The organism is Hanstruepera neustonica, assembly GCF_002895005.1.
In the GTDB taxonomy this organism is placed as follows: Bacteria; Bacteroidota; Bacteroidia; order Flavobacteriales; family Flavobacteriaceae; genus Hanstruepera; species Hanstruepera neustonica.
In genome coordinates this window covers 42,376-61,877 of record NZ_POWF01000005.1, presented here as the reverse complement: position 1 = coordinate 61,877, position 19,502 = coordinate 42,376, and the positions used below count along the sequence as shown (strand labels likewise).

Sequence of the window (19,502 nt, the reverse complement as noted above, 5' to 3'; positions counted from 1 at the left end):
ATGGAATATTGACGGACAGGATTACGAGGTATTTGCAACAGATGGAACGGTTACCGTTGTTTCACAAGATCAAAACGGCTGTGATTACAACATTAATTTATCTGTAAGCGAATATGACCAAACCGAAGATGACAATAGAAACGAAACGGTATGTGATGGGGATTCTTATACATGGAATATTGACGGACAGGATTACGAGGTATTTGCCACAGATGGAACAATAACGGTAGTATCTCAAGATCAAAATGGCTGTGATTATAATATTAATTTATCAGTAAGTGAATGGCCATTACCAGTAATAGAAATAGACGATCAAGAAGTATGCCCAGATGTGACATCAGTAGATTTAACGGAATTAGAGCCAGCAGGACAAGAAGGTGGCGTTTGGACAACAGCCTGTGGAGCATTTGATCCAACAGCCGCAAGTCCATTGTGTTCACCATTTACTTATACCTATACAGATAGTAATGGATGTGTAGGATCTGATATGGTTGCCTACACCTTTGGAGGCACCAATGAAGAGCCCAATACCTCTTCAGGTGAATTCTGTTTAGGCGATGAAACTGCCAATATTTGTAACTATGCCAGTGCACCAGTAGGTGAGATAGTATGGGTAGGCTATACCTTTAATGGAGGTCCATTACAACCAATCGTAGATGAGGATAACGATGGGTGCCCAGATACACCAACCGTAGGAGGTGATTATGTGTACTTTGTAGAATTAATGACAGAAGATGGTTGTGTTACCACATCCAATGCGGCAGCACAGATTACCGTTATAGATAATCCAATAATAATCAATTGTCCAGGCGATGCTAATGAGGCATCATGTCAATCACAAGATGCAGTAAATGCTGCCTTTGATGCTTGGATCACACAATTTAGTTATGAAGGCGGAACCAATGCTATTGATACCGATTTGAGTGTATATCAAGCTCCTTTAGCTTGTGGTGGATCTATTATGATTACTTACACGGTAACAGATGACTGTGGATTGGAAGAGAGTTGTTCAGCAACTTTTGCAGTAGAAGCAGATGAAGAAGCTCCAGTTATTTCAACGGATGCTGTTAGCGGTGATTTAGGTTGTAACCCAGAAGTGGTAGCACCAACCTTTAGCGTTAGCGACAACTGTTTAGATCAGGATATGCCAATTGATGCGGTAACATCAGGTCCAACGAATGATGGTTGTTCATACAGCCAGACTTGGACAGCAGATTATACAGATGGTTGTGATAATGCCGCAGTACAAGCTAGTATAACCTATACCTGGACTGTAGATACAGAAGCACCAGTTATTTCAACGGATTCTGTGAGTGGCGATTTAGGATGTAATCCAGAAGTGGTAGCACCAACGTTTAGCGTTAGCGACAACTGTTTAGATCAGGATATATCAGTAGATGCAGTAACATCAGGTCCAACGAATGACGGTTGTTCATACAGCCAGACTTGGACAGCAGATTATACAGATGGTTGTGATAATGCCGCAGTACAAGCTAGTATAACCTATACCTGGACTGTAGATACAGAAGCTCCAGTTATTTCAACGGATGCTGTTAGCGGTGATTTAGGTTGTAACCCAGAAGTGGTAGCACCAACCTTTAGCGTTAGCGACAACTGTTTAGATCAGGATATGCCAATTGATGCGGTAACATCAGGTCCAACGAATGATGGTTGTTCATACAGCCAGACTTGGACAGCAGATTATACAGATGGTTGTGATAATGCCGCAGTACAAGCTAGTATAACCTATACCTGGACTGTAGATACAGAAGCACCAGTTATTTCAACGGATTCTGTGAGTGGCGATTTAGGATGTAATCCAGAAGTGGTAGCACCAACGTTTAGCGTAAGCGACAACTGTTTAGGTCAAGATATGCCAGTTGATGCAGTAACATCAGGTCCAACGAATGACGGTTGTTCATACAGCCAGACTTGGACAGCAGATTATACAGATGGTTGTGATAATGCCGCAGTACAAGCTAGTATTACCTATACCTGGACTGTAGATACAGAAGCACCAGTTATTTCAACGGATGCTGTGAGTGGCGATTTAGGATGTAATCCAGAAGTGGTAGCACCAACCTTTAGCGTAAGTGATAACTGTTTAGGTCAGGATATGCCAGTAGATGCAGTAACATCAGGTCCAACGAATGACGGTTGTTCATACAGCCAGACTTGGACAGCAGATTATACAGATGGTTGTGATAATGCCGCAGTACAAGCTAGTATAACCTATACCTGGACTGTAGATACAGAAGCACCTGTTATTTCAACGGATGCTGTTAGCGGCGATTTAGGATGTAATCCAGAAGTAGTGGCGCCAACGTTCAGCGTTAGCGACAACTGTTTAGGTCAAGATATGCCAGTTGATGCAGTAACATCGGGTCCAATTAATGACGGTTGTTCATATAGCCAGACTTGGACAGCAGATTATACAGATGGTTGCGATAATGTAGCAGTTCAGGCTAGTATTACCTATACTTGGACTGTAGATATGGAAGTGCCAGTTATCACATCTGATAGTGAAAGTGGTTATTTAGGCTGTAACCCAGAGATCGTACCACCAACATTCAAGGCAGATGATAACTGTGCTGGTGAAGTGGAATTACAAGCTTCAACAGAAGGTCCAACCAATGACGGTTGTGCATACAGTCAGACATGGACAGCGAATTATACAGATCCATGTGACAATGCTGCAGAACCTTTAAGTATCACATTTACATGGTCTGTAGATACTGAAGCTCCAATAATAACAACGAATGGGATCAGTGGCGATTTAGGTTGTAATCCAGAGATCGTACCGCCACAATTTAAGGCAGAAGACAACTGTGTAGACAGTGAGATACCTTTAGTTCCAAGTACCGAAGGTCCAACTAATGAAGGATGTGCATACAGCCAAACTTGGACAGCAAACTACAGCGATGCTTGTGGCAATGCTGCTCAAGAGGTAAGCGTGACTTACGCTTGGACTGTGGATACTGAAGCTCCAATCATAACAACAAATGGAACCAGTGGCGATTTAGGTTGTAATCCAGAGATCATACCGCCACAATTTAAGGCAGAAGACAACTGTGTAGACAGTGAGATACCTTTAGTTCCAAGTACCGAAGGTCCAACTAATGAAGGATGTGCATACAGCCAAACTTGGACAGCAAACTACAGCGATGCTTGTGGCAATGCTGCTCAAGAGGTAAGCGTGACTTACACTTGGACTGTGGATACTGAAGCTCCAATCATAACAACAAATGGAACCAGTGGCGATTTAGGCTGTAATCCAGAGATCGTACCGCCACAATTTAAGGCAGAAGACAACTGTGTAGACATTGAGATACCTTTAGTTCCAAGTACCGAAGGTCCAACTAATGAAGGATGTGCATACAGCCAAACTTGGACAGCAAACTACAGCGATGGTTGTGGCAATGCTGCTCAAGAGGTAAGTGTGACTTACACTTGGACTGTAGATACCGAAGACCCAGTTATAACATCAGATTGTAGTAGTGGCGATATTGGATGTAATCCAGAAATAGTACCTCCAATGTTTAAGGTTGAAGATAACTGTTTAGATGGAGAAATGTTTTTAGATCCTTCTACTGATGGCCCCATGCGAGATGGATGTGATTTTTCACAAACATGGACAGCAACTTACACAGACTCATGCGGTAATTCCGATGAATTAAGTATAACTTATACTTGGACTGTTGATGAGTTTGAAAACTGTGAAACCGCTTTCGGGCGTTTAATAAAAGGAAGTGAATGCTTTATTCCACGATTTAGTAGATGGGGATGGACTAATTACATTGAGGGAGAATCGAAAAGCTCCTACATGATGGATATGTATGCTGGTGCTGCTCATTGTGATATAAGTAACAGAACTCCTGTAGGCAATGCTGAAATCATATATAGAGATGGATATATAACTGTCAATATAAACATGTATGAAGGCTATGTCATGAATGAAGCACATGTATACATTGGTTGTGAAAAGTATCCAACACAGATACGTGGTAGGAGAGAAGTCTATACTGTAGCGCCAGGTCAATATAATTTTAATCCTTCAGGTGATTTAGATTATGTTTCTAGTTACACAGTAGGCCCTGTTGCAGCATCTGGACCATTGTATGTTATTGTTCACGCAGTAACTTGTGAAGTGGTATGTCAATGTTCTGTTTCTGAAAATGAAGGTGGTAGTTATATACCGGATGAAGGTGTAGAATGCAGTGATCAAGACCCTTCAAGTAATGGCGGATTTACTGGTGCATACACATCATTCTCTAACTTTGGATTTAGAACATACCAAACAGTAAATACTAATACATTGAACGTTAATTACGAATTAGATATTGACAGTGATGTAACAGTAGAAGTCTTGAATATGCGTGGCATAATCTTGAAAAGAGAGATTAAACAGAATTATAAAGCTGGTACTGATGAGACTATGCAAATTGACATGTCTGAAGAATCAGATCATATTCTCTTCGTTAGAATGACAACCAAAAGTGGTGTCGATATTAAGAAGATTATTATGAAGAAAAACTAATTTAGATAGTTCATAAATTTAAAAAAGGTGGTCTTTGGACCACCTTTTTATTTTTAAGAATTTTCGAATTTATTAGTCATCCGATTCATTATTTTATCTTTTGTCATTTCGTTATTTTAATTATGCACGCATAATAAATTAGTTATATTTGCTGTAAATATTTCTTCTATGAAAACGAAACTCACCCAAATATTGAATATTAATTATCCCATTATTCAGGCTCCTATGTTTTTGGTTTCTAACACATCCATGGTTATTGAAGCTATGGAATCAGGGATTGCGGGTTGCATACCAGCATTAAATTATAGAACCTTACCTGAATTAAGAAATGCCATTAAGGAACTAAAGTCTGCAAAGGTTACAGGTGGGGCGTTTGGCTTTAATTTAATAGTCAATAAGTCAAATATTAAATATAAAGAACAATTGCAGGTTCTCTGTGAAGAAGGTTGTGATTTTATTATTACCTCATTAGGTAGTCCTGAAGAAACCATTAGGGAAGCTCATGCGGTAGGCATTAAAGTGTTTTGTGATGTTACTGATTTACACTTTGCAAGAAAAGTAGAACAATTGGGTGCAGATGCTGCCATTGCTGTCAATAATCAAGCTGGCGGACATCGAGGTAATTTGTCCCCAGAAGATTTAATAAAGCAATTAAAAAAGGAATTAACCATTCCAATAATTTCAGCTGGTGGTGTCGGATGTAAAGCAGATATAGACAAAATACTTGGTTACGGTGCTGATGGGGTTTCAGTTGGTAGTCCTTTCATTGCGTCAGTAGAGGCCAATGTTACTCAAGAATATAAGCAGGCATGTGTTGATTATGGAGAAAACGATATTGTTGTCACTGAACGTATTTCGGGAACGCCCTGTACAGTCATTAATACGCCTTATGTTCAAAAAATTGGTACAAAATCTCCTTGGATAGAAAGACTTTTAAACAAAAACCGAAAATTAAAAAAGTGGGTTAAAATGCTTCGTTTTTATATAGGTATGAAAGCAACAGAAAAAGCCGCCCTAAAAGCTACCTATAAAACGGTATGGGTTGCTGGCCCAAGTATTGAACATACTACTTCAATTTTACCAGTCAAAGACATCATAAAAAAACTAACGAACTAATTATTCGGCATTTTTGGAATTTATCATTCATAAAAATTATTCTTAAAATAAAATAATAAATTTTAGTTATGTTATTATAAGAATAAAATGTCTAACAAATATTTTATTTAGTTAGACAAAATTAGTATCTTGAGGAATATTAATAAAAATGCTAGATACTATGAAACCAATTAAGCTTTTCAAATTCCCCAATCTAAATTTATTTATTCCATTTTCTTTACTCACTCTTCTTCTGACTTTAAGTATAGTTTCATGTAGTACTGAAGAAACCGATGCAATAGAATTAAATACAACGGAACCGTCTATTGTAGAAGTACTAAAAAGTTATGATACGCCGGAAACAACCGACAGAAGAAATTCAAGACCTACTTTCAAGACCTTAAATGTTGCTTTGGCCAGAACCGGTTTAGCAGGAGTTGTTTCTTCTAATCGATTGACTGTTTTTGCTCCAACTGATGAAGCTTTTGAAGCTTTGGGTCTCAACCAAAGAAATATCACTACTGTTCCCAATTTGGAAGAAATACTGCTATATCATGTTTTGGGAGATATAGTATTCAGTAGTGATTTGATGAATGGGTTTGTTCCAACACTCAATGGAGCAGCCGTTCAAGTAAATTTAGAAAATGGCGTTATGATTAATGAATCAAATGTCATTGCTGCTGATGTTCAGGTAAGAAACGGTGTTATTCATGTTATAGATCAAGTTTTGTTGCCACCTTCTGATAATTTGTTGGAATTAGCTGAAAGTTTTGATCCAGAGTTTTCAATACTTGTTGATGTTTTAGAATTAACAGGTTTGGATACAGTTATAGCTAATAATGGACCTTACACGGTTTTTGCACCAACTAATGATGCCTTTGTTGCTGTGTTATCTGAATTAGATGGCTACGATAGTCTGGAGGATTTTGACACACCTGAAGATATTGAACTTTTGGCAAATGTATTGCTTTATCATGTTGTAGGCGGTCGTGTTTACTCAAGTGATTTATCTAGTGGTCCAGTAACGACTCTTAATGGAGACTTTCAACTAGATTTAATTACATTAACTTTAACCGATGCCAATAATCGAGAAGTTGGACTAGTTCCAGAATTACTTAATGTGCAAGCCACAAATGGTGTTGTACATGTTATTGATCGTGTCCTATTACCATAATACTTACGATGAAAAAGAAAAATTTAAGGCTATCTGAAAAAGATAGCCTTTTTTAATGTATATCTATAAATACCGTTGCTTTTAAATATTCCCATTCCTCTTTCAAGATACCATAACAACAGGTACTGCGCCTAAATCCATCGAGCATTAAGGTGTCTTTACGCAGAATACCTTCCAATGTGGCGCCAATTTTTTCTACAGCTTTACGTGATTTGATGTTGCGTTCATCAATTCTAAACTCTACTTTTTCAAACTTCATGGATTCAAACGCATATTGCAGCATTAAAAATTTCATGTGTTTATTCAAATCCGTTCCTTGAAAATCATGACCAATCCACGTCCAGCCAATGTGGAGTACTTTATTTTTCCAGTTTATTAATCCGTAACGGGTACTGCCAGCATGAGCCTGTTTGATTTTGTCATAAATCAAAAATGGAATGGTTGTCTGTTGGTAAAAACCATCCACAGCAATGGCTACATAGTCCTTTAGTTTTTCAGGAGTTGAAATATCAGAAGGCGAATAAAATATCAAATCCTTTTCATTGGCAATAGCAATCAAGTGTTTATAATTGCTCAAATCTAACAGCGATAGTTTCACGCGTTCGTTTTCTAACGTTATATCTTTCATTAGTTCGTTGAAAGTTGATTTGAAATGGATTTAATGAGGTTTGTATTCACAATATGTCCACCTTCAAATGGCATAATAGCTACCTTATCTCCAAAAAGTAATTTAGATTTTTCAATTTCTTGATCTATACGGTCTTGATTCAAATATTCATCACTATCCCCATAAACCAAATAAACGTCACCCTTAAAGTAACTAAAATCTTCAGATGTCAATTCAATGGGAATACCTCCTGAATGTAAAATTAATTGATCAGGTTGTAATTTTCTTTTGGCCATATAGCGCATAGCCACACTAACGCCTTGCGAATAACCTAAAATAATGAATTTTTTGTCGGATGGAATATTTTCAGATTCAAAAACAGCATCGAAATAGCGCATGACATTGTCAGTTTCTTTAGATGTATTTTCCTTGGTCAACCAACTGGCACCAACATGTCTGAATTTTGGGCCAATATAATATTTACTTGGAGCTTGAGGTGCAATAATATAATTTTCATCTGCGTTTAAGCTTTCAAAATACCGCAAAAAGTAGCGACTTAAATAGCCCATACCATGACAAACAAACCAGACTGTTTTGGTTTTTTTGGTAAGAGAATTTAGCGTGCTAAAACTGTTTGTGGTTTGATAGGATATTTCTTTTTCTGATAGGTGCATTCTTGGGTCTGGTTTCGTATTTTTACAATTCGTTTTAAAAATACATGAATTTTATGCAATTATCTAAAGAAGATAAATTAAAACAAATTAACGAAGTATGTAAGCATACCCTTATGGAAACGCTTGAAATATCCATTACAGATTTTGGTGATGATTATTTAGTAGCAAAAATGCCTGTCAATGAAAGAGTTTATCAGCCTGATGGTGTTTTACATGGTGGAGCCACTGCGGCTTTAGCTGAAAGTGTTGGTAGTTTTGCGTCACATCTATTTTCCAATTTGGAAGAAGTCTTTGTTCGCGGTATTGAAATTACAGCTAACCACCTGAAAAGTGTTAAAAACGGTCATGTATACGCCAAAGCTACTTTTTTACATAAAGGAAGAACCACCCAATTATTGGATATTCGAGTAACTGATGATCATGATAATTTAATTTCGGTTTGTAGGCTTTCAACGATATCCTTGCCACGCAATAAATAGCTATGGATTCAAACCTTTTCTTTAAGAAGTTAGAAAACCAATTTACAAATAAGTTACCGTTTGTTGCCTATAAAAAACCCAACGAGAATACACTTTTCAGTTTACTACAAAACACAGAGGCACTTCATATTTTAAGGGATTTTACTTCTAGTGGATTTGTATTGGCTCCTTTTGACAGTTCAAATGATACCGTTATTATTCCTTTGGAAGATTCTGAATGTATTCAAAGTGACTATCATAAATCAAATAATGTAGATGTTAATTCCCTAGAAAAAGGTGAATTATATGATAGCAACCAAAGAGACCATCACATTCAATTAGTTAGTAAAGGTATAAATACCATTAAGGAAGGTCATTTTGAAAAGGTGGTTTTGTCTCGAGTTGATATGGTGAAACTCCAAGAAAATAATCCCATTGAACTATTTAAACGCTTACTTGACAATTATTCTCAAGCTTTTGTTTATTGCTGGTTCCATCCCAAAGTAGGGTTGTGGTTGGGTGCCACACCGGAAACCTTAATAAAAATATCTAACAATTATTTTGAGACGATGTCATTGGCTGGAACTTTACAATCTCAAGTTAATTTGGCTCAATGGTCGGTTAAAGAAAAAAATGAACAACAAATTGTAACGGATTATATTGTATCTCAATTGCAGGACTCAACAGCAGCTTTACATGTGTCGGATCCAAAAACCGTACAAGCTGGCAATTTGGTACATTTAAAATCCTTAATTTATGGTACGCTTAAATCGAACAATTTGGAACACATAGTTAATGCCTTACATCCAACTCCAGCGGTTTGTGGTTTTCCTAAAGAACCAGCCAAGCAATTTATTTTAAAGGAGGAAGGTTATGATAGAGAATTTTACACGGGGTATTTAGGAGAGCTCAATTTTAAGGAACAGATTTCAAGAAATAGAAATAGGCAGAACATAGAAAACAATGCCTATTCAGCAATCCGAAACGTTTCTAACTTATTTGTCAATTTACGCTGTATGCAATTGAAAAATAATGAAGCACTCATTTATGTAGGAGGAGGAATCACTGGAGATTCTGAACCAGAACGAGAATGGCAGGAAACTGTCTCGAAGTCCATGACCATAAAAAAGGCACTTTACTAGTTTTAAATACTACTACTAATTAGTACCTTTACACAGAGAATTTAACTCTTTATGTTATACCCAAAAATCCCTCTTGCGCAATCGGTAATTCAGCTTTGTAAAGCCAAAAATATCAAGCATATAGTAATTTCTCCTGGTAGTCGTAATGCACCGCTTACTATTGGGTTTTCCAATGATGATTTTTTTACTTGTTATAGTATTGTTGATGAACGTTGTGCCGCATTTTTTGCTTTGGGAATGGCTCAACAATTGCAGCATCCAACAGCCTTGGTTTGTACTTCCGGAAGTGCTTTATTGAATTATTACCCTGCTATCGCTGAAGCTTTTTATAGTGGGATTCCTTTGGTGGTCCTTTCTGCAGATAGACCAAAGCATCTCATTGGAATTGGTGATGGACAAACAATCAATCAAAAAGATGTCTTTAAAAATCATATTCTTTATTCGGCCAATTTAAAATTAAATGTCGATGATGAATTTAATCCCAATGAAGAGGATGAACCTGCAATCTTTAAAAGTTTAGAAAATAAACTGGAACGGTTTTTAGGGATTAAACAGGAGTTACAACAAGATAATGAAACTGAAATAAACAAAGCCCTAAACAAAGCAATACAGAAAAACGGTCCGGTACATATTAATATTCCCTTTGATGAACCCTTGTATGAAGTGGTAGAAACCTTATCAGTAAAACCCAAAAATATACAACCTGAATTAAAACAGTCAAAAATTGACGATTATATTTTTAATGGCTGTTTGGATGATTGGAATCAAGCTACAAAAAAAATGATCTTGGTTGGTGTTAATCAACCTAATGATATTGATCAAAAATGGTTAGATGAATTGGCAAAGGATAATAGCGTAATTGTCTTTACTGAAACGACTTCAAATTTACATCATCAGGGCTTTTTTCCTAGTATAGATAAGATTATAGCACCTCTTGATGAAACAGATTTTAAGGAATTGCAGCCTGATATTTTAGTGACATTTGGTGGATTAATTGTTTCCAAAAAAATCAAAGCTTTCTTAAGAAAATATCAGCCAAAGCAACATTGGCATATTGATGAACATGATGCCAACGACACGTTTTTTTGTTTGGAAAAACATTTGCAAATCCATCCAAATCAGTTTTTTGAGAATTTTTTACCAAAAATCACCCATTTTGTAAAGAGTGATTATAAAACCAATTGGGAAGTAGTTAAGGATAAAAGGATAGAAAGACATAGTGACTATTTGAAACAAATACCATTTTGTGATTTTAAATTTTTTGAGAATACCCTAAAGGCTTTACCAAATAATTCTGTTTTACAATTGGGAAATAGTTCAACAGTTCGGTATGCGCAATTATTTGATATGAATAAAACCATTCAAGTTTTTTGTAATCGTGGAACTAGTGGAATAGACGGTAGTACATCCACAGCAATTGGATACTCGGTGGTTTCAGATAGGCAAACGACCCTAATTACGGGCGATTTAAGCTTCTTTTACGATAGTAATGCATTATGGAATAACTACATTCCCAATAATTTTAGGATTATAGTCATTAATAATCAAGGAGGCGGTATATTCAGAATTCTTCCAGGAAACAAAAATTCGGATTATTTTGACACCTATTTTGAAACGAGTCATAACTTAACTGCGAAACACCTTTGCAAAATGTTTGGTTTTGAGTATGACATGGCTTCAACGGAAAAACAACTCAAATTACAGCTTAAAACTTTTTTCGAGGCTTCTGAAACACCAAAATTGTTGGAGGTTTTTACACCCAGAACCGTAAATGATGAAGTACTTCTGGAATATTTCAAATTCATTAAATAAACACAAAGCTTATAGATTATCTTTACCTTTACCACATGATACAAATTGGAGAATATAATACACTCACCATTTTAAGAGACACAGAACCAGGTTTGTTTTTAGGTGATAATGAAGAAAACGAAGTGCTGTTGCCTAATCGTTATGTGCCAGCGTCGTTTGAAATTGGTGATTCACTGGAGGTTTTTGTGTATCTGGATAATGAAGAGCGTTTGGTTGCTGTAACCGACAAACCCTATATTAAAAGAGGTGATTTTGCCTTGCTGCGCTGCAATGCGGTTACTAAAATGGGGGCTTTTTTGGATTGGGGAATGGTTAAGGAATTATTCTGTCCGTTTAAGGAGCAAGCCTTTAAAATGAAAAAGGGCGGTTGGTATTTGGTGTATTGTTATTTGGATGAAAAAACCGATAGATTGGTAGCTTCAAGTAAAACCAATCGATTTTTGGATAACAAGGAATTGACTGTTAATCAGTTCGATGAAGTCGATTTAATCGTTTCGCATCCTTCAGAAATTGGCATGAATGTTATTGTTAACAAAAAACATTTAGGACTCATTTATAACGATAATATTTTTCAGGATATAAGTGTAGGAGATCGACTAAAAGGGGTTGTCAAAAAAATCCGATCTGGCAATAAATTGGATATTGCACTTGGTCAAGTTGGGTATAGAAACATCGAGCCGAACGCTGAATTAATCATGAAGGAACTTGAAGATAATAGTGGTTATTTAAACCTTTCTGACAAATCAGATCCTGATGACATAAAGCGTATGTTGCAGATGAGTAAAAAAAGTTTTAAAAAAGCTATTGGCTCATTATATAAACAAAAACTTATAGTCATTAAGGATGACGGAATTTATTTAAATTAAGATATTTACATTTGAAAAAAACAAAATAATGAGTGTTGCTAATTGGAAAACTGCTAAAGAATATCAAGATATCACATACATGAAGTGTGATGGTGTAGCTAGAATTGCTTTCAATAGACCAGACGTAAGAAATGCTTTTAGGCCAAAAACCACAAGCGAACTTTACGATGCCTTTTATGATGCTAACGAAGATACCAGTATTGGTGTGGTATTGCTTTCAGCTGAAGGTCCTTCAACTAAAGATGGTATCTGGAGTTTCTGTTCTGGTGGTGATCAAAAGGCTAGAGGTCATCAAGGTTATGTTGGTGACGATGGTTACCATCGATTGAATATTTTAGAAGTACAACGTCTTATTCGGTTTATGCCTAAAGCGGTTATAGCAGTTGTGCCTGGTTGGGCAGTTGGTGGCGGTCATAGTTTACATGTTGTTTGCGATTTAACGCTTGCCAGTAAAGAACATGCAATTTTTAAACAAACCGATGCTGACGTAACCAGTTTTGATGGTGGTTACGGATCTGCTTATCTAGCCAAAATGGTAGGTCAGAAAAAGGCTCGGGAAATTTTCTTTTTAGGAAGAAATTATTCTGCACAGGAAGCTTTTGAAATGGGTATGGTAAACGCCGTAATACCACATGCTGAATTAGAAGCTACGGCCTATGAATGGGCTCAAGAAATACTAGCTAAATCTCCGACGTCCATTAAAATGTTGAAGTTTGCTATGAATCTGACCGATGATGGTATGGTAGGCCAACAAGTATTTGCAGGAGAAGCAACCCGATTAGCCTATATGACAGATGAAGCTAAAGAAGGACGTGATGCATTTTTGGAAAAACGCAAACCAAACTTTCCTAAAAAGTGGATTCCATAATTTCGCACTATGAGCAATTTTAAGCATTGGGTTTCGGCAGCCAGACTACGAACCTTACCCTTATCGGTTTCTGGAATCATTCTCGCAGGTTGTTTTGCAGAATATAATGGTTTTTTTAATTGGATCGTATTTGCGTTGGCGATATTGACAACTTTGAGTTTACAAATACTATCCAATTTTGCTAACGATTATGGCGATGGTGTAAAAGGCACCGATAATAATCAGCGCATTGGTCCAGAACGTGCAATTCAAAGTGGTAAAATTTCTCCTTCAAGTATGTACAATGCCATAAAAATTAATATTCTCATTACTATCGCATTGGCTTTCTTTTTGATTTTAGCTGCATTTGGAGTGACTCATTTTTGGTATGCTGTGCTGTTTTTTGTTTTGGGAGGTATTTCAATTTATGCTTCAATCAAGTACACTATAGGCGATGATGCATATGGTTATAAGGGATTGGGGGATTTATATGTTTTTGTATTTTTTGGTTTGGTTAGCGTGCTAGGAGGTTACTTTTTATTTTCACGGCAAATTGACCATGTCGTTATACTACCGGCTGCCATCATTGGGCTTTTAAGTGTTGCAGTATTGAACTTAAATAATTTAAGGGATATTGAATCTGATTTGAAATCCAATAAAATTACGATAGCAGTAAGACTGGGATTTGAAAAAGCTAAAAAATATCATTACTTTCTCATTTTCAGCGCCATGGTCTTGTCGTTGGTTTTTGCAATTTTATACTATACCAATCCTTTCAATTTTATTTTCTTACTGGTTTTTATTCCATTAATCAAACATTTGAAAACAGTAAATACTGTCGATGAACCCGCATTATTAGATCCAGAATTGAAAAAAGTGGCACTTTCTACGTTTTTCATGGCTGTTTTAATGAGTATAGGTTATTTGATATAAAATGACTCTTAATCGATAAAGTTGGGTTTTTAACTACAAATATTTGAATTTCAATATAATAGCTGTAATTTAATGTTGTTGAAGAGAATATTCAACATCAAGAAGCTATTAACCAGTTTCAATTATCGGGATAGAAAACTCAAGTAAATTTTAAAATTTACTTGAGTTTTTTTGTATTTTGAATCAAAATTTAATTTATGAAAATCACGTTTTATGGGCATGCCAGTCTAGGCATAGAAGTTAATGATGTTCACATATTGGTTGATCCCTTTATTAGTGCCAATGAGAAAGCTTCTCATATAGATATCCATTCATTAAAAGCAGATTATATTTTATTGACTCATGCGCATCAAGATCATATTTTGGATGTTGAAAGTATTGCAAAACGAACAGACGCCGTTATTATTTCAAATTTTGAAATTGTGACCCATTTCCAGAATAAAGGCCTTGAAGGACATCCTATGAACCACGGTGGAAACTGGGATTTTGAGTTTGGTAATGTAAAGTATGTTAATGCCATTCACACATCATCATTTCCAGATGGTAGCTATGGTGGTCAACCTGGGGGTTTTGTCATTGAAGGGGAGCACAAAAACATATATATAGCTGGTGATACTGCGTTGACCATGGATATGAAGTTAATACCATTGCAGACTCAATTGGATTTAGCAATTCTACCTATAGGTGATAATTTTACCATGGGAATTGATGATGCCATATTAGCAAGTGATTTTGTGCAATGCGATAAGGTTTTGGGTTACCACTATGATACCTTTGGGTACATTGAAATTGACCACGAAGAAGCCAAACGCAAGTTTTTTGATAAAAATAAGGACTTGATGCTTTTGGAAATAGGAGAGAGCCTAGAACTATAATTACCTAACACGGCTTTTCAGCACCAATTTATGTAATAATTTAGGAGAAAGCCGTTTTACAAACACGCCAAATTTTTCAAACTTTCCAATATAGGCTTCGTATTTTTCTTTTTCAATGGCTCTAACCATGCGTTTTACAAATACGTTAACAGGTAAACCATTCTCTGTCATGTTATCCTGATAGCCTTGTTTACTACCGTCTGCTGTTAAAGCATTTCTAGCTACATTGGTATTTACAAATCCAGGACAAATCATCGTGACTTTTATATTGTCTTTGTCATGCTCCAATCTTAAGGCATCAAAAAAACCATGTAGGGCATGCTTGGCTCCGCAATAAGCAGACCTAAAAGGCGAACTAAACTTGCCCATTAGACTCGATACTACAACATAATGACCAGATTGGTTTTCAATAAAATGCGTTAGTAGTGCTTTAGATAATGCCACGGTTCCTAAATAGTCAACTTCCATAAGTTTTTTATCAACTTCAATAGTCGTATCGATAATTGGCGATCGCTGACTGATACCGCCATTATTAATTAAAAGGTCTATTTTGCCAAAAGCTTTAACAGCATCTTCAACAATAGTTTTCATATTGGCATAATGGCTTAAATCAAAAGCTAAAACCTTTATGTTTTCAGTATTATTACATGCAGATTTTACCCGCTCTAATTCGTCCTTTCGCCTTGATGAAAGAATCAAGTTGCAATTAGTTTTTGATAATGTCAAAGCTAATTCCTTGCCAATACCACTACTAGCTCCTGTAATCCAAACAACTTTATTTTCAAACGTCATAATGTTGTTGTTTTAACCATTCATTACGTAAATCATCACTTACTTTTCCGGTACCATCGTGTTTCCAGCCTGGAGGTTTAGTAATATAATTCCAACGATCTTTAAACGATTTTTTCCCAGAGAGCGCATCTTTAAACATATTATACCATTCAATAAATGCAATTTTTACCGGGTTATAGGTGTTAATGTTTTTGACCAATCCGTATTGCACGCTCTCATTTTCAAGTTCTGGTTGAAAAGTACCAAATAACTTATCCCAAATAATTAAAATACCAGCGTGATTTCTATCCAAATAAATAGGGTTACTACCATGATGCACTCTGTGATGTGATGGCGTGTTAAAGACAGCCTCAAACCATTTAGGCATTTTATCAATAGCCTCCGTATGAATCCAGAATTGATAGAGTAGGCTAATTGACATCTGCAACAAAATCATGGCAGGGTGAAACCCAACCAATGGCATCCATAACCAAAAAATGAACGAATAGAATCCACCAGACCAAGTTTGACGTAAAGCGGTACTTAAATTGTAGTACTGCGAAGAATGATGCACCACATGCGATGCCCAAAACAAGCGACACTCATGCGATATTCTATGGAACCAGTAATATGATATGTCATCTGCAAAGAAAATTAATATGAAACTCCACCATGCAATAGGAATCGTAAAAATCCTGAAATTTTCATAAATCAATACAAAAGCCCCAAGTACTAAAGCTTTACTTAAAAAACCCAAAAAGACATTGCCCAAACCCATAGCAATGGAAGCAAAGGCGTCTTTGGTTTCATAGCCTTTGGTTTCTTTAAATTTGTCGCGAGTCGTTACATATAATTCCAATAACATGGATAGTATAAAAAAGGGAATGGCGAAGTGTATGATATTTGGAAATTCAGGCATTAAATAGGATATTTGTGCTTTTAAAAATAATGCTTTTTTTTAAAATCCAACTTCTGGATTTAAATCATTCAAAAGAAAAATTCAACTATGTCAAAAACGGTACGTTTTTTATTTATTTTCATTTTTTTTACCATTTTTTCATTTCAGAGGGCTCAAGCGCAAAACCCTAATCAAATGGGAGCTTGGTATATGTATTTTTTTGACACCAACTTTGGAGAAAGCCAATTTGGAATACAAGGAGATATGCAATATCGTAATTGGAACATCATGGGAGACTTGGAACAGTTGCTTTTGCGTTCGGGATTTACCTTTAGCCCCAAGAATGCAAACATAAAACTAACGCTCGGTTATGCCCATATTACCTCTGGTGCTTTGGGAGAAAGTAATGATACATCTTTTGAAAACAGAATTTATCAAGAAGCATTGCTGCCTCAAAAAGTTGGAGGACGTATTTATTTAACCCATCGTTTTAGATATGAGCAACGGTTCGTGGAAGATCAAGATTTTAGAACTCGTTACCGTTACAACTTGTTTATGAATATTCCTTTCAATAAAAAAACTTTCAAAAAAAACACGTTTTATGCAGCATTGTATAACGAACTTTTTATAAATGGGGAGCAAAATATTGGTGGAGGTCAGTCAGTTGAGTTTTTTGATAGAAACCGAACCTATTTAGGGGTTGGTTATGTATTAAATCCAAAAATAAAATTTCAACTGGGTTGGATGAATCAAAAGACTAATTCACAAGGAAAGGGACAATTACAAGTCAGTATGCATCATAATTTTTAGCGTGCTATGAAAGCCACCTATCACAAATACATTCTTCATTTCAAACAGCCAAGCGGGACCTCAAGAGGGATACTTAAAACAAAGGAAACCTGGTTTATCATTCTTGAATCTAATGGAAAAAAGGGAATTGGAGAATGTGGCATTTTGAGAGGCTTAAGTGCTGATGACAGACCAGATTATGAAGCCAAACTACAGTGGACTTGTGACAATATTCATCTAGGTTTAGAAGTTCTTTACGCAAAAAATATTGAGTTTCCGAGTATTCAGTTCGGACTAGAAGTGGCATTTAAATCTTTGGAAAGCAATAATCCCTTCCAATTATTTCCATCTGATTTCACTAGGGGCAATGACAGTATTCTTATCAATGGTTTGATTTGGATGGGAAGTGAAGCCTTTATGAAACAACAGATTAAAGAAAAAATTCAATCAGGTTTTTCTTGTATTAAAATGAAAATTGGTGCCATCGATTTTCAAACGGAATTAAATTTATTAAAATCCATTAGAAAAGAATTCTCGGTCAACGATATTGAATTACGCGTAGATGCCAATGGTGCTTTTTTACCCAATGAAGTTCTGGAAAAATTAAAGCGTTTGTCTGAACTGGATTTGCATTCCATAGAGCAACCCATTAAACCAGGACAACCACAGGAAATGGCCAGGTTATGCGAGGAAACTTATTTACCTATTGCTTTGGATGAAGAATTAATAGGTGTTTTTGATGTAACAAAAAAACAGGAATTACTACAAACTATCAAACCACAATTTATTATTTTGAAGCCTAGTTTTATAGGCGGTTGGCATGGAAGTGCGGAATGGATAAATATTTCACAAAAAGAAAATATAGGATGGTGGATTACCAGTGCCTTGGAGAGTAATGTCGGGTTGAATGCCATTGCCCAATGGACATATACATTAAACACCGAAATGCCACAAGGATTGGGAACAGGAGGCTTATTTGAAAATAATTTTGATAGTCCCTTACTGGTTAAAAGAGGTACTTTGCAATATGATATAAATAATGATTGGAAATTTAATTTAGAATAATATGTATATAGCGCAAGCTTTTAATGTGTTGCACGATTGGTGGCGATATCTAGTCGGAGTTCTTTTAATTGTTTTTGCTGTCATTATTGGGCAAATACCGTTTACTGTGGCCGTAATGATGAAGGCAGTTAAAGATGATATGAATGTTTTTGAAATGGATGAAACAGCTATGATGTCTATTTTGGAACCTAATTTAAATTTATTTTTAATGCTCTTATCCTTTGCTGTGGGATTGGTCGGTGTTTTTTTGGCGGTAAAATTTTTCCACAAACAAACCATTGTTTCGATTACAACATCTAGACCAAAAATTGATTGGAGCCGCATATGGTTTGCCTTTATTTTTTGGGGCATTATCTCTTCTGGTTTTATAGCTTTGGATTATTACATGGCACCAGAAGATTATGTCTATAATTTTAAACTGATGCCGTTTTTAATCTTGTGCCTCATTGCCGTGATTTTTGTTCCATTACAGACTAGCTTTGAAGAATATTTGTTCCGAGGTTATTTGATGCAAGGAATAGGTGTGGTAACCAAATATAAATGGATTCCTTTAATATCTACATCTTTAGTTTTTGGATTGTTACATATAGCTAATCCTGAAATTGAACAATTAGGCTATGTACTAATGGTCTATTATATTGGAACAGGCTTGTTTTTGGGAATAATAACCCTTATGGATGAAGGCATGGAGTTGGCTTTAGGCTTTCATGCGGCAAATAATTTATTTACAGCACTTTTGGTAACGGCCGATTGGACAGCCTTTCAAACACATTCCATTTTGAAGGATATATCAAAACCTGAAACCGCTGGTTTTTTTGATGTATTTATGCCTGTTTTTATTGTGTTCCCTATCGTCCTATATATTTTTGCAAAAAAATATAAATGGACTAATTGGAAGGATAAGTTATTTGGTCGGGTGATTGAACCACCAAAAGAAGATTACAAAATATTAGAATAGT

17 protein-coding genes are annotated in these 19,502 nt (G+C 36.0%); 13 read left to right on the top strand and 4 right to left on the bottom strand.

Features of this window, described 5'->3' with window-relative positions:
• The 3 genes from C1T31_RS14075 to C1T31_RS09505 all read left to right on the top strand — a co-directional run.
• Positions 1 to 4,537: T9SS type A sorting domain-containing protein (locus C1T31_RS14075; protein WP_207764275.1), on the top strand; the 4,537-nt coding region annotated here is incomplete at its 5' end.
• A 168-nt stretch (positions 4,538 to 4,705) separates the two neighbouring features.
• Entirely contained in the window at positions 4,706 to 5,653 is a 948-nt protein-coding gene (locus tag C1T31_RS09510) for an NAD(P)H-dependent flavin oxidoreductase (protein WP_103052269.1), read from the top strand.
• Positions 5,654 to 5,813: 160 nt separating this feature from the next.
• Positions 5,814 to 6,806 (top strand): fasciclin domain-containing protein, encoded by a 993-nt coding sequence (locus C1T31_RS09505; protein ID WP_165780098.1) that lies wholly within the window; start codon positions 5,814 to 5,816, stop codon positions 6,804 to 6,806.
• A gap of 52 nt (positions 6,807 to 6,858) precedes the next feature.
• Here C1T31_RS09505 and C1T31_RS09500 read toward each other — a convergent pair whose 3' ends face one another.
• Together C1T31_RS09500 and C1T31_RS09495 are read right to left on the bottom strand one after the other, a co-directional pair.
• A complete protein-coding gene (locus tag C1T31_RS09500) occupies positions 6,859 to 7,434 on the bottom strand; it encodes a GNAT family N-acetyltransferase (RefSeq protein WP_103052267.1) in 576 nt (191 codons plus the stop codon).
• The gene (locus tag C1T31_RS09495) at positions 7,434 to 8,087 is read right to left on the bottom strand and encodes an alpha/beta hydrolase (RefSeq protein WP_103052266.1); all 654 of its coding nucleotides are present in this window, start codon (positions 8,085 to 8,087) and stop codon (positions 7,434 to 7,436) included. Before C1T31_RS09495 ends, C1T31_RS09500 begins: the two co-directional genes overlap by 1 nt.
• 53 nt (positions 8,088 to 8,140) lie before the next feature.
• Between C1T31_RS09495 and C1T31_RS09490 the strand changes: the two genes are divergently transcribed.
• The 7 genes from C1T31_RS09490 to C1T31_RS09460 all read left to right on the top strand — a co-directional run bounded on the left by C1T31_RS09490 (position 8,141) and on the right by C1T31_RS09460 (position 15,020).
• Positions 8,141 to 8,566, top strand: a complete 426-nt coding sequence (locus C1T31_RS09490; protein ID WP_103052272.1) for a PaaI family thioesterase — start codon at positions 8,141 to 8,143, stop codon at positions 8,564 to 8,566.
• Between the two features lie 2 nt (positions 8,567 to 8,568).
• Entirely contained in the window at positions 8,569 to 9,687 is a 1,119-nt protein-coding gene (locus tag C1T31_RS09485) for a chorismate-binding protein (protein WP_103052265.1), read from the top strand.
• 51 nt (positions 9,688 to 9,738) lie between these two features.
• Positions 9,739 to 11,499 (top strand): 2-succinyl-5-enolpyruvyl-6-hydroxy-3-cyclohexene-1-carboxylate synthase, encoded by a 1,761-nt coding sequence (gene menD, locus C1T31_RS09480; protein ID WP_103052264.1) that lies wholly within the window; start codon positions 9,739 to 9,741, stop codon positions 11,497 to 11,499.
• 35 nt (positions 11,500 to 11,534) lie between these two features.
• Complete coding sequence (locus C1T31_RS09475) at positions 11,535 to 12,365, top strand: CvfB family protein (RefSeq protein WP_103052263.1); 831 nt, start codon at positions 11,535 to 11,537, stop codon at positions 12,363 to 12,365.
• A gap of 28 nt (positions 12,366 to 12,393) precedes the next feature.
• A complete protein-coding gene (locus C1T31_RS09470; RefSeq protein ID WP_103052262.1) occupies positions 12,394 to 13,233 on the top strand; it encodes a 1,4-dihydroxy-2-naphthoyl-CoA synthase in 840 nt (279 codons plus the stop codon).
• Positions 13,234 to 13,242: 9 nt separating this feature from the next.
• Entirely contained in the window at positions 13,243 to 14,145 is a 903-nt protein-coding gene (gene menA / locus C1T31_RS09465; RefSeq protein ID WP_103052261.1) for a 1,4-dihydroxy-2-naphthoate octaprenyltransferase, read from the top strand.
• Positions 14,146 to 14,342: 197 nt separating this feature from the next.
• Positions 14,343 to 15,020 (top strand): metal-dependent hydrolase, encoded by a 678-nt coding sequence (locus C1T31_RS09460; protein WP_103052260.1) that lies wholly within the window; start codon positions 14,343 to 14,345, stop codon positions 15,018 to 15,020.
• Here C1T31_RS09460 and C1T31_RS09455 read toward each other — a convergent pair whose 3' ends face one another.
• Both C1T31_RS09455 and C1T31_RS09450 read right to left on the bottom strand, forming a co-directional pair.
• The gene (locus tag C1T31_RS09455) at positions 15,021 to 15,812 is read right to left on the bottom strand and encodes an SDR family oxidoreductase (protein WP_103052259.1); all 792 of its coding nucleotides are present in this window, start codon (positions 15,810 to 15,812) and stop codon (positions 15,021 to 15,023) included.
• Positions 15,802 to 16,710 carry a sterol desaturase family protein gene (locus C1T31_RS09450; RefSeq protein WP_103052258.1) on the bottom strand — a complete coding sequence of 303 codons (909 nt, stop codon included), beginning with the start codon at positions 16,708 to 16,710 and terminating at the stop codon, positions 15,802 to 15,804. The genes C1T31_RS09455 and C1T31_RS09450 overlap by 11 nt, the downstream gene beginning before the upstream one ends.
• 87 nt (positions 16,711 to 16,797) lie before the next feature.
• Here C1T31_RS09450 and C1T31_RS09445 point away from each other — a divergent pair, with 87 nt between their 5' ends.
• From C1T31_RS09445 to C1T31_RS09435, 3 genes are read left to right on the top strand one after another with little or no spacing between them, the layout of a single operon-like run.
• Positions 16,798 to 17,499, top strand: a complete 702-nt coding sequence (locus C1T31_RS09445) for a DUF2490 domain-containing protein (RefSeq protein ID WP_103052257.1) — start codon at positions 16,798 to 16,800, stop codon at positions 17,497 to 17,499.
• A 6-nt stretch (positions 17,500 to 17,505) separates the two neighbouring features.
• A complete protein-coding gene (locus C1T31_RS09440; RefSeq protein WP_103052256.1) occupies positions 17,506 to 18,543 on the top strand; it encodes an o-succinylbenzoate synthase in 1,038 nt (345 codons plus the stop codon).
• A 1-nt stretch (position 18,544) separates the two neighbouring features.
• Positions 18,545 to 19,501 (top strand): CPBP family intramembrane glutamic endopeptidase, encoded by a 957-nt coding sequence (locus C1T31_RS09435; RefSeq protein ID WP_103052255.1) that lies wholly within the window; start codon positions 18,545 to 18,547, stop codon positions 19,499 to 19,501.
• Position 19,502: the final 1 nt, after the last annotated feature.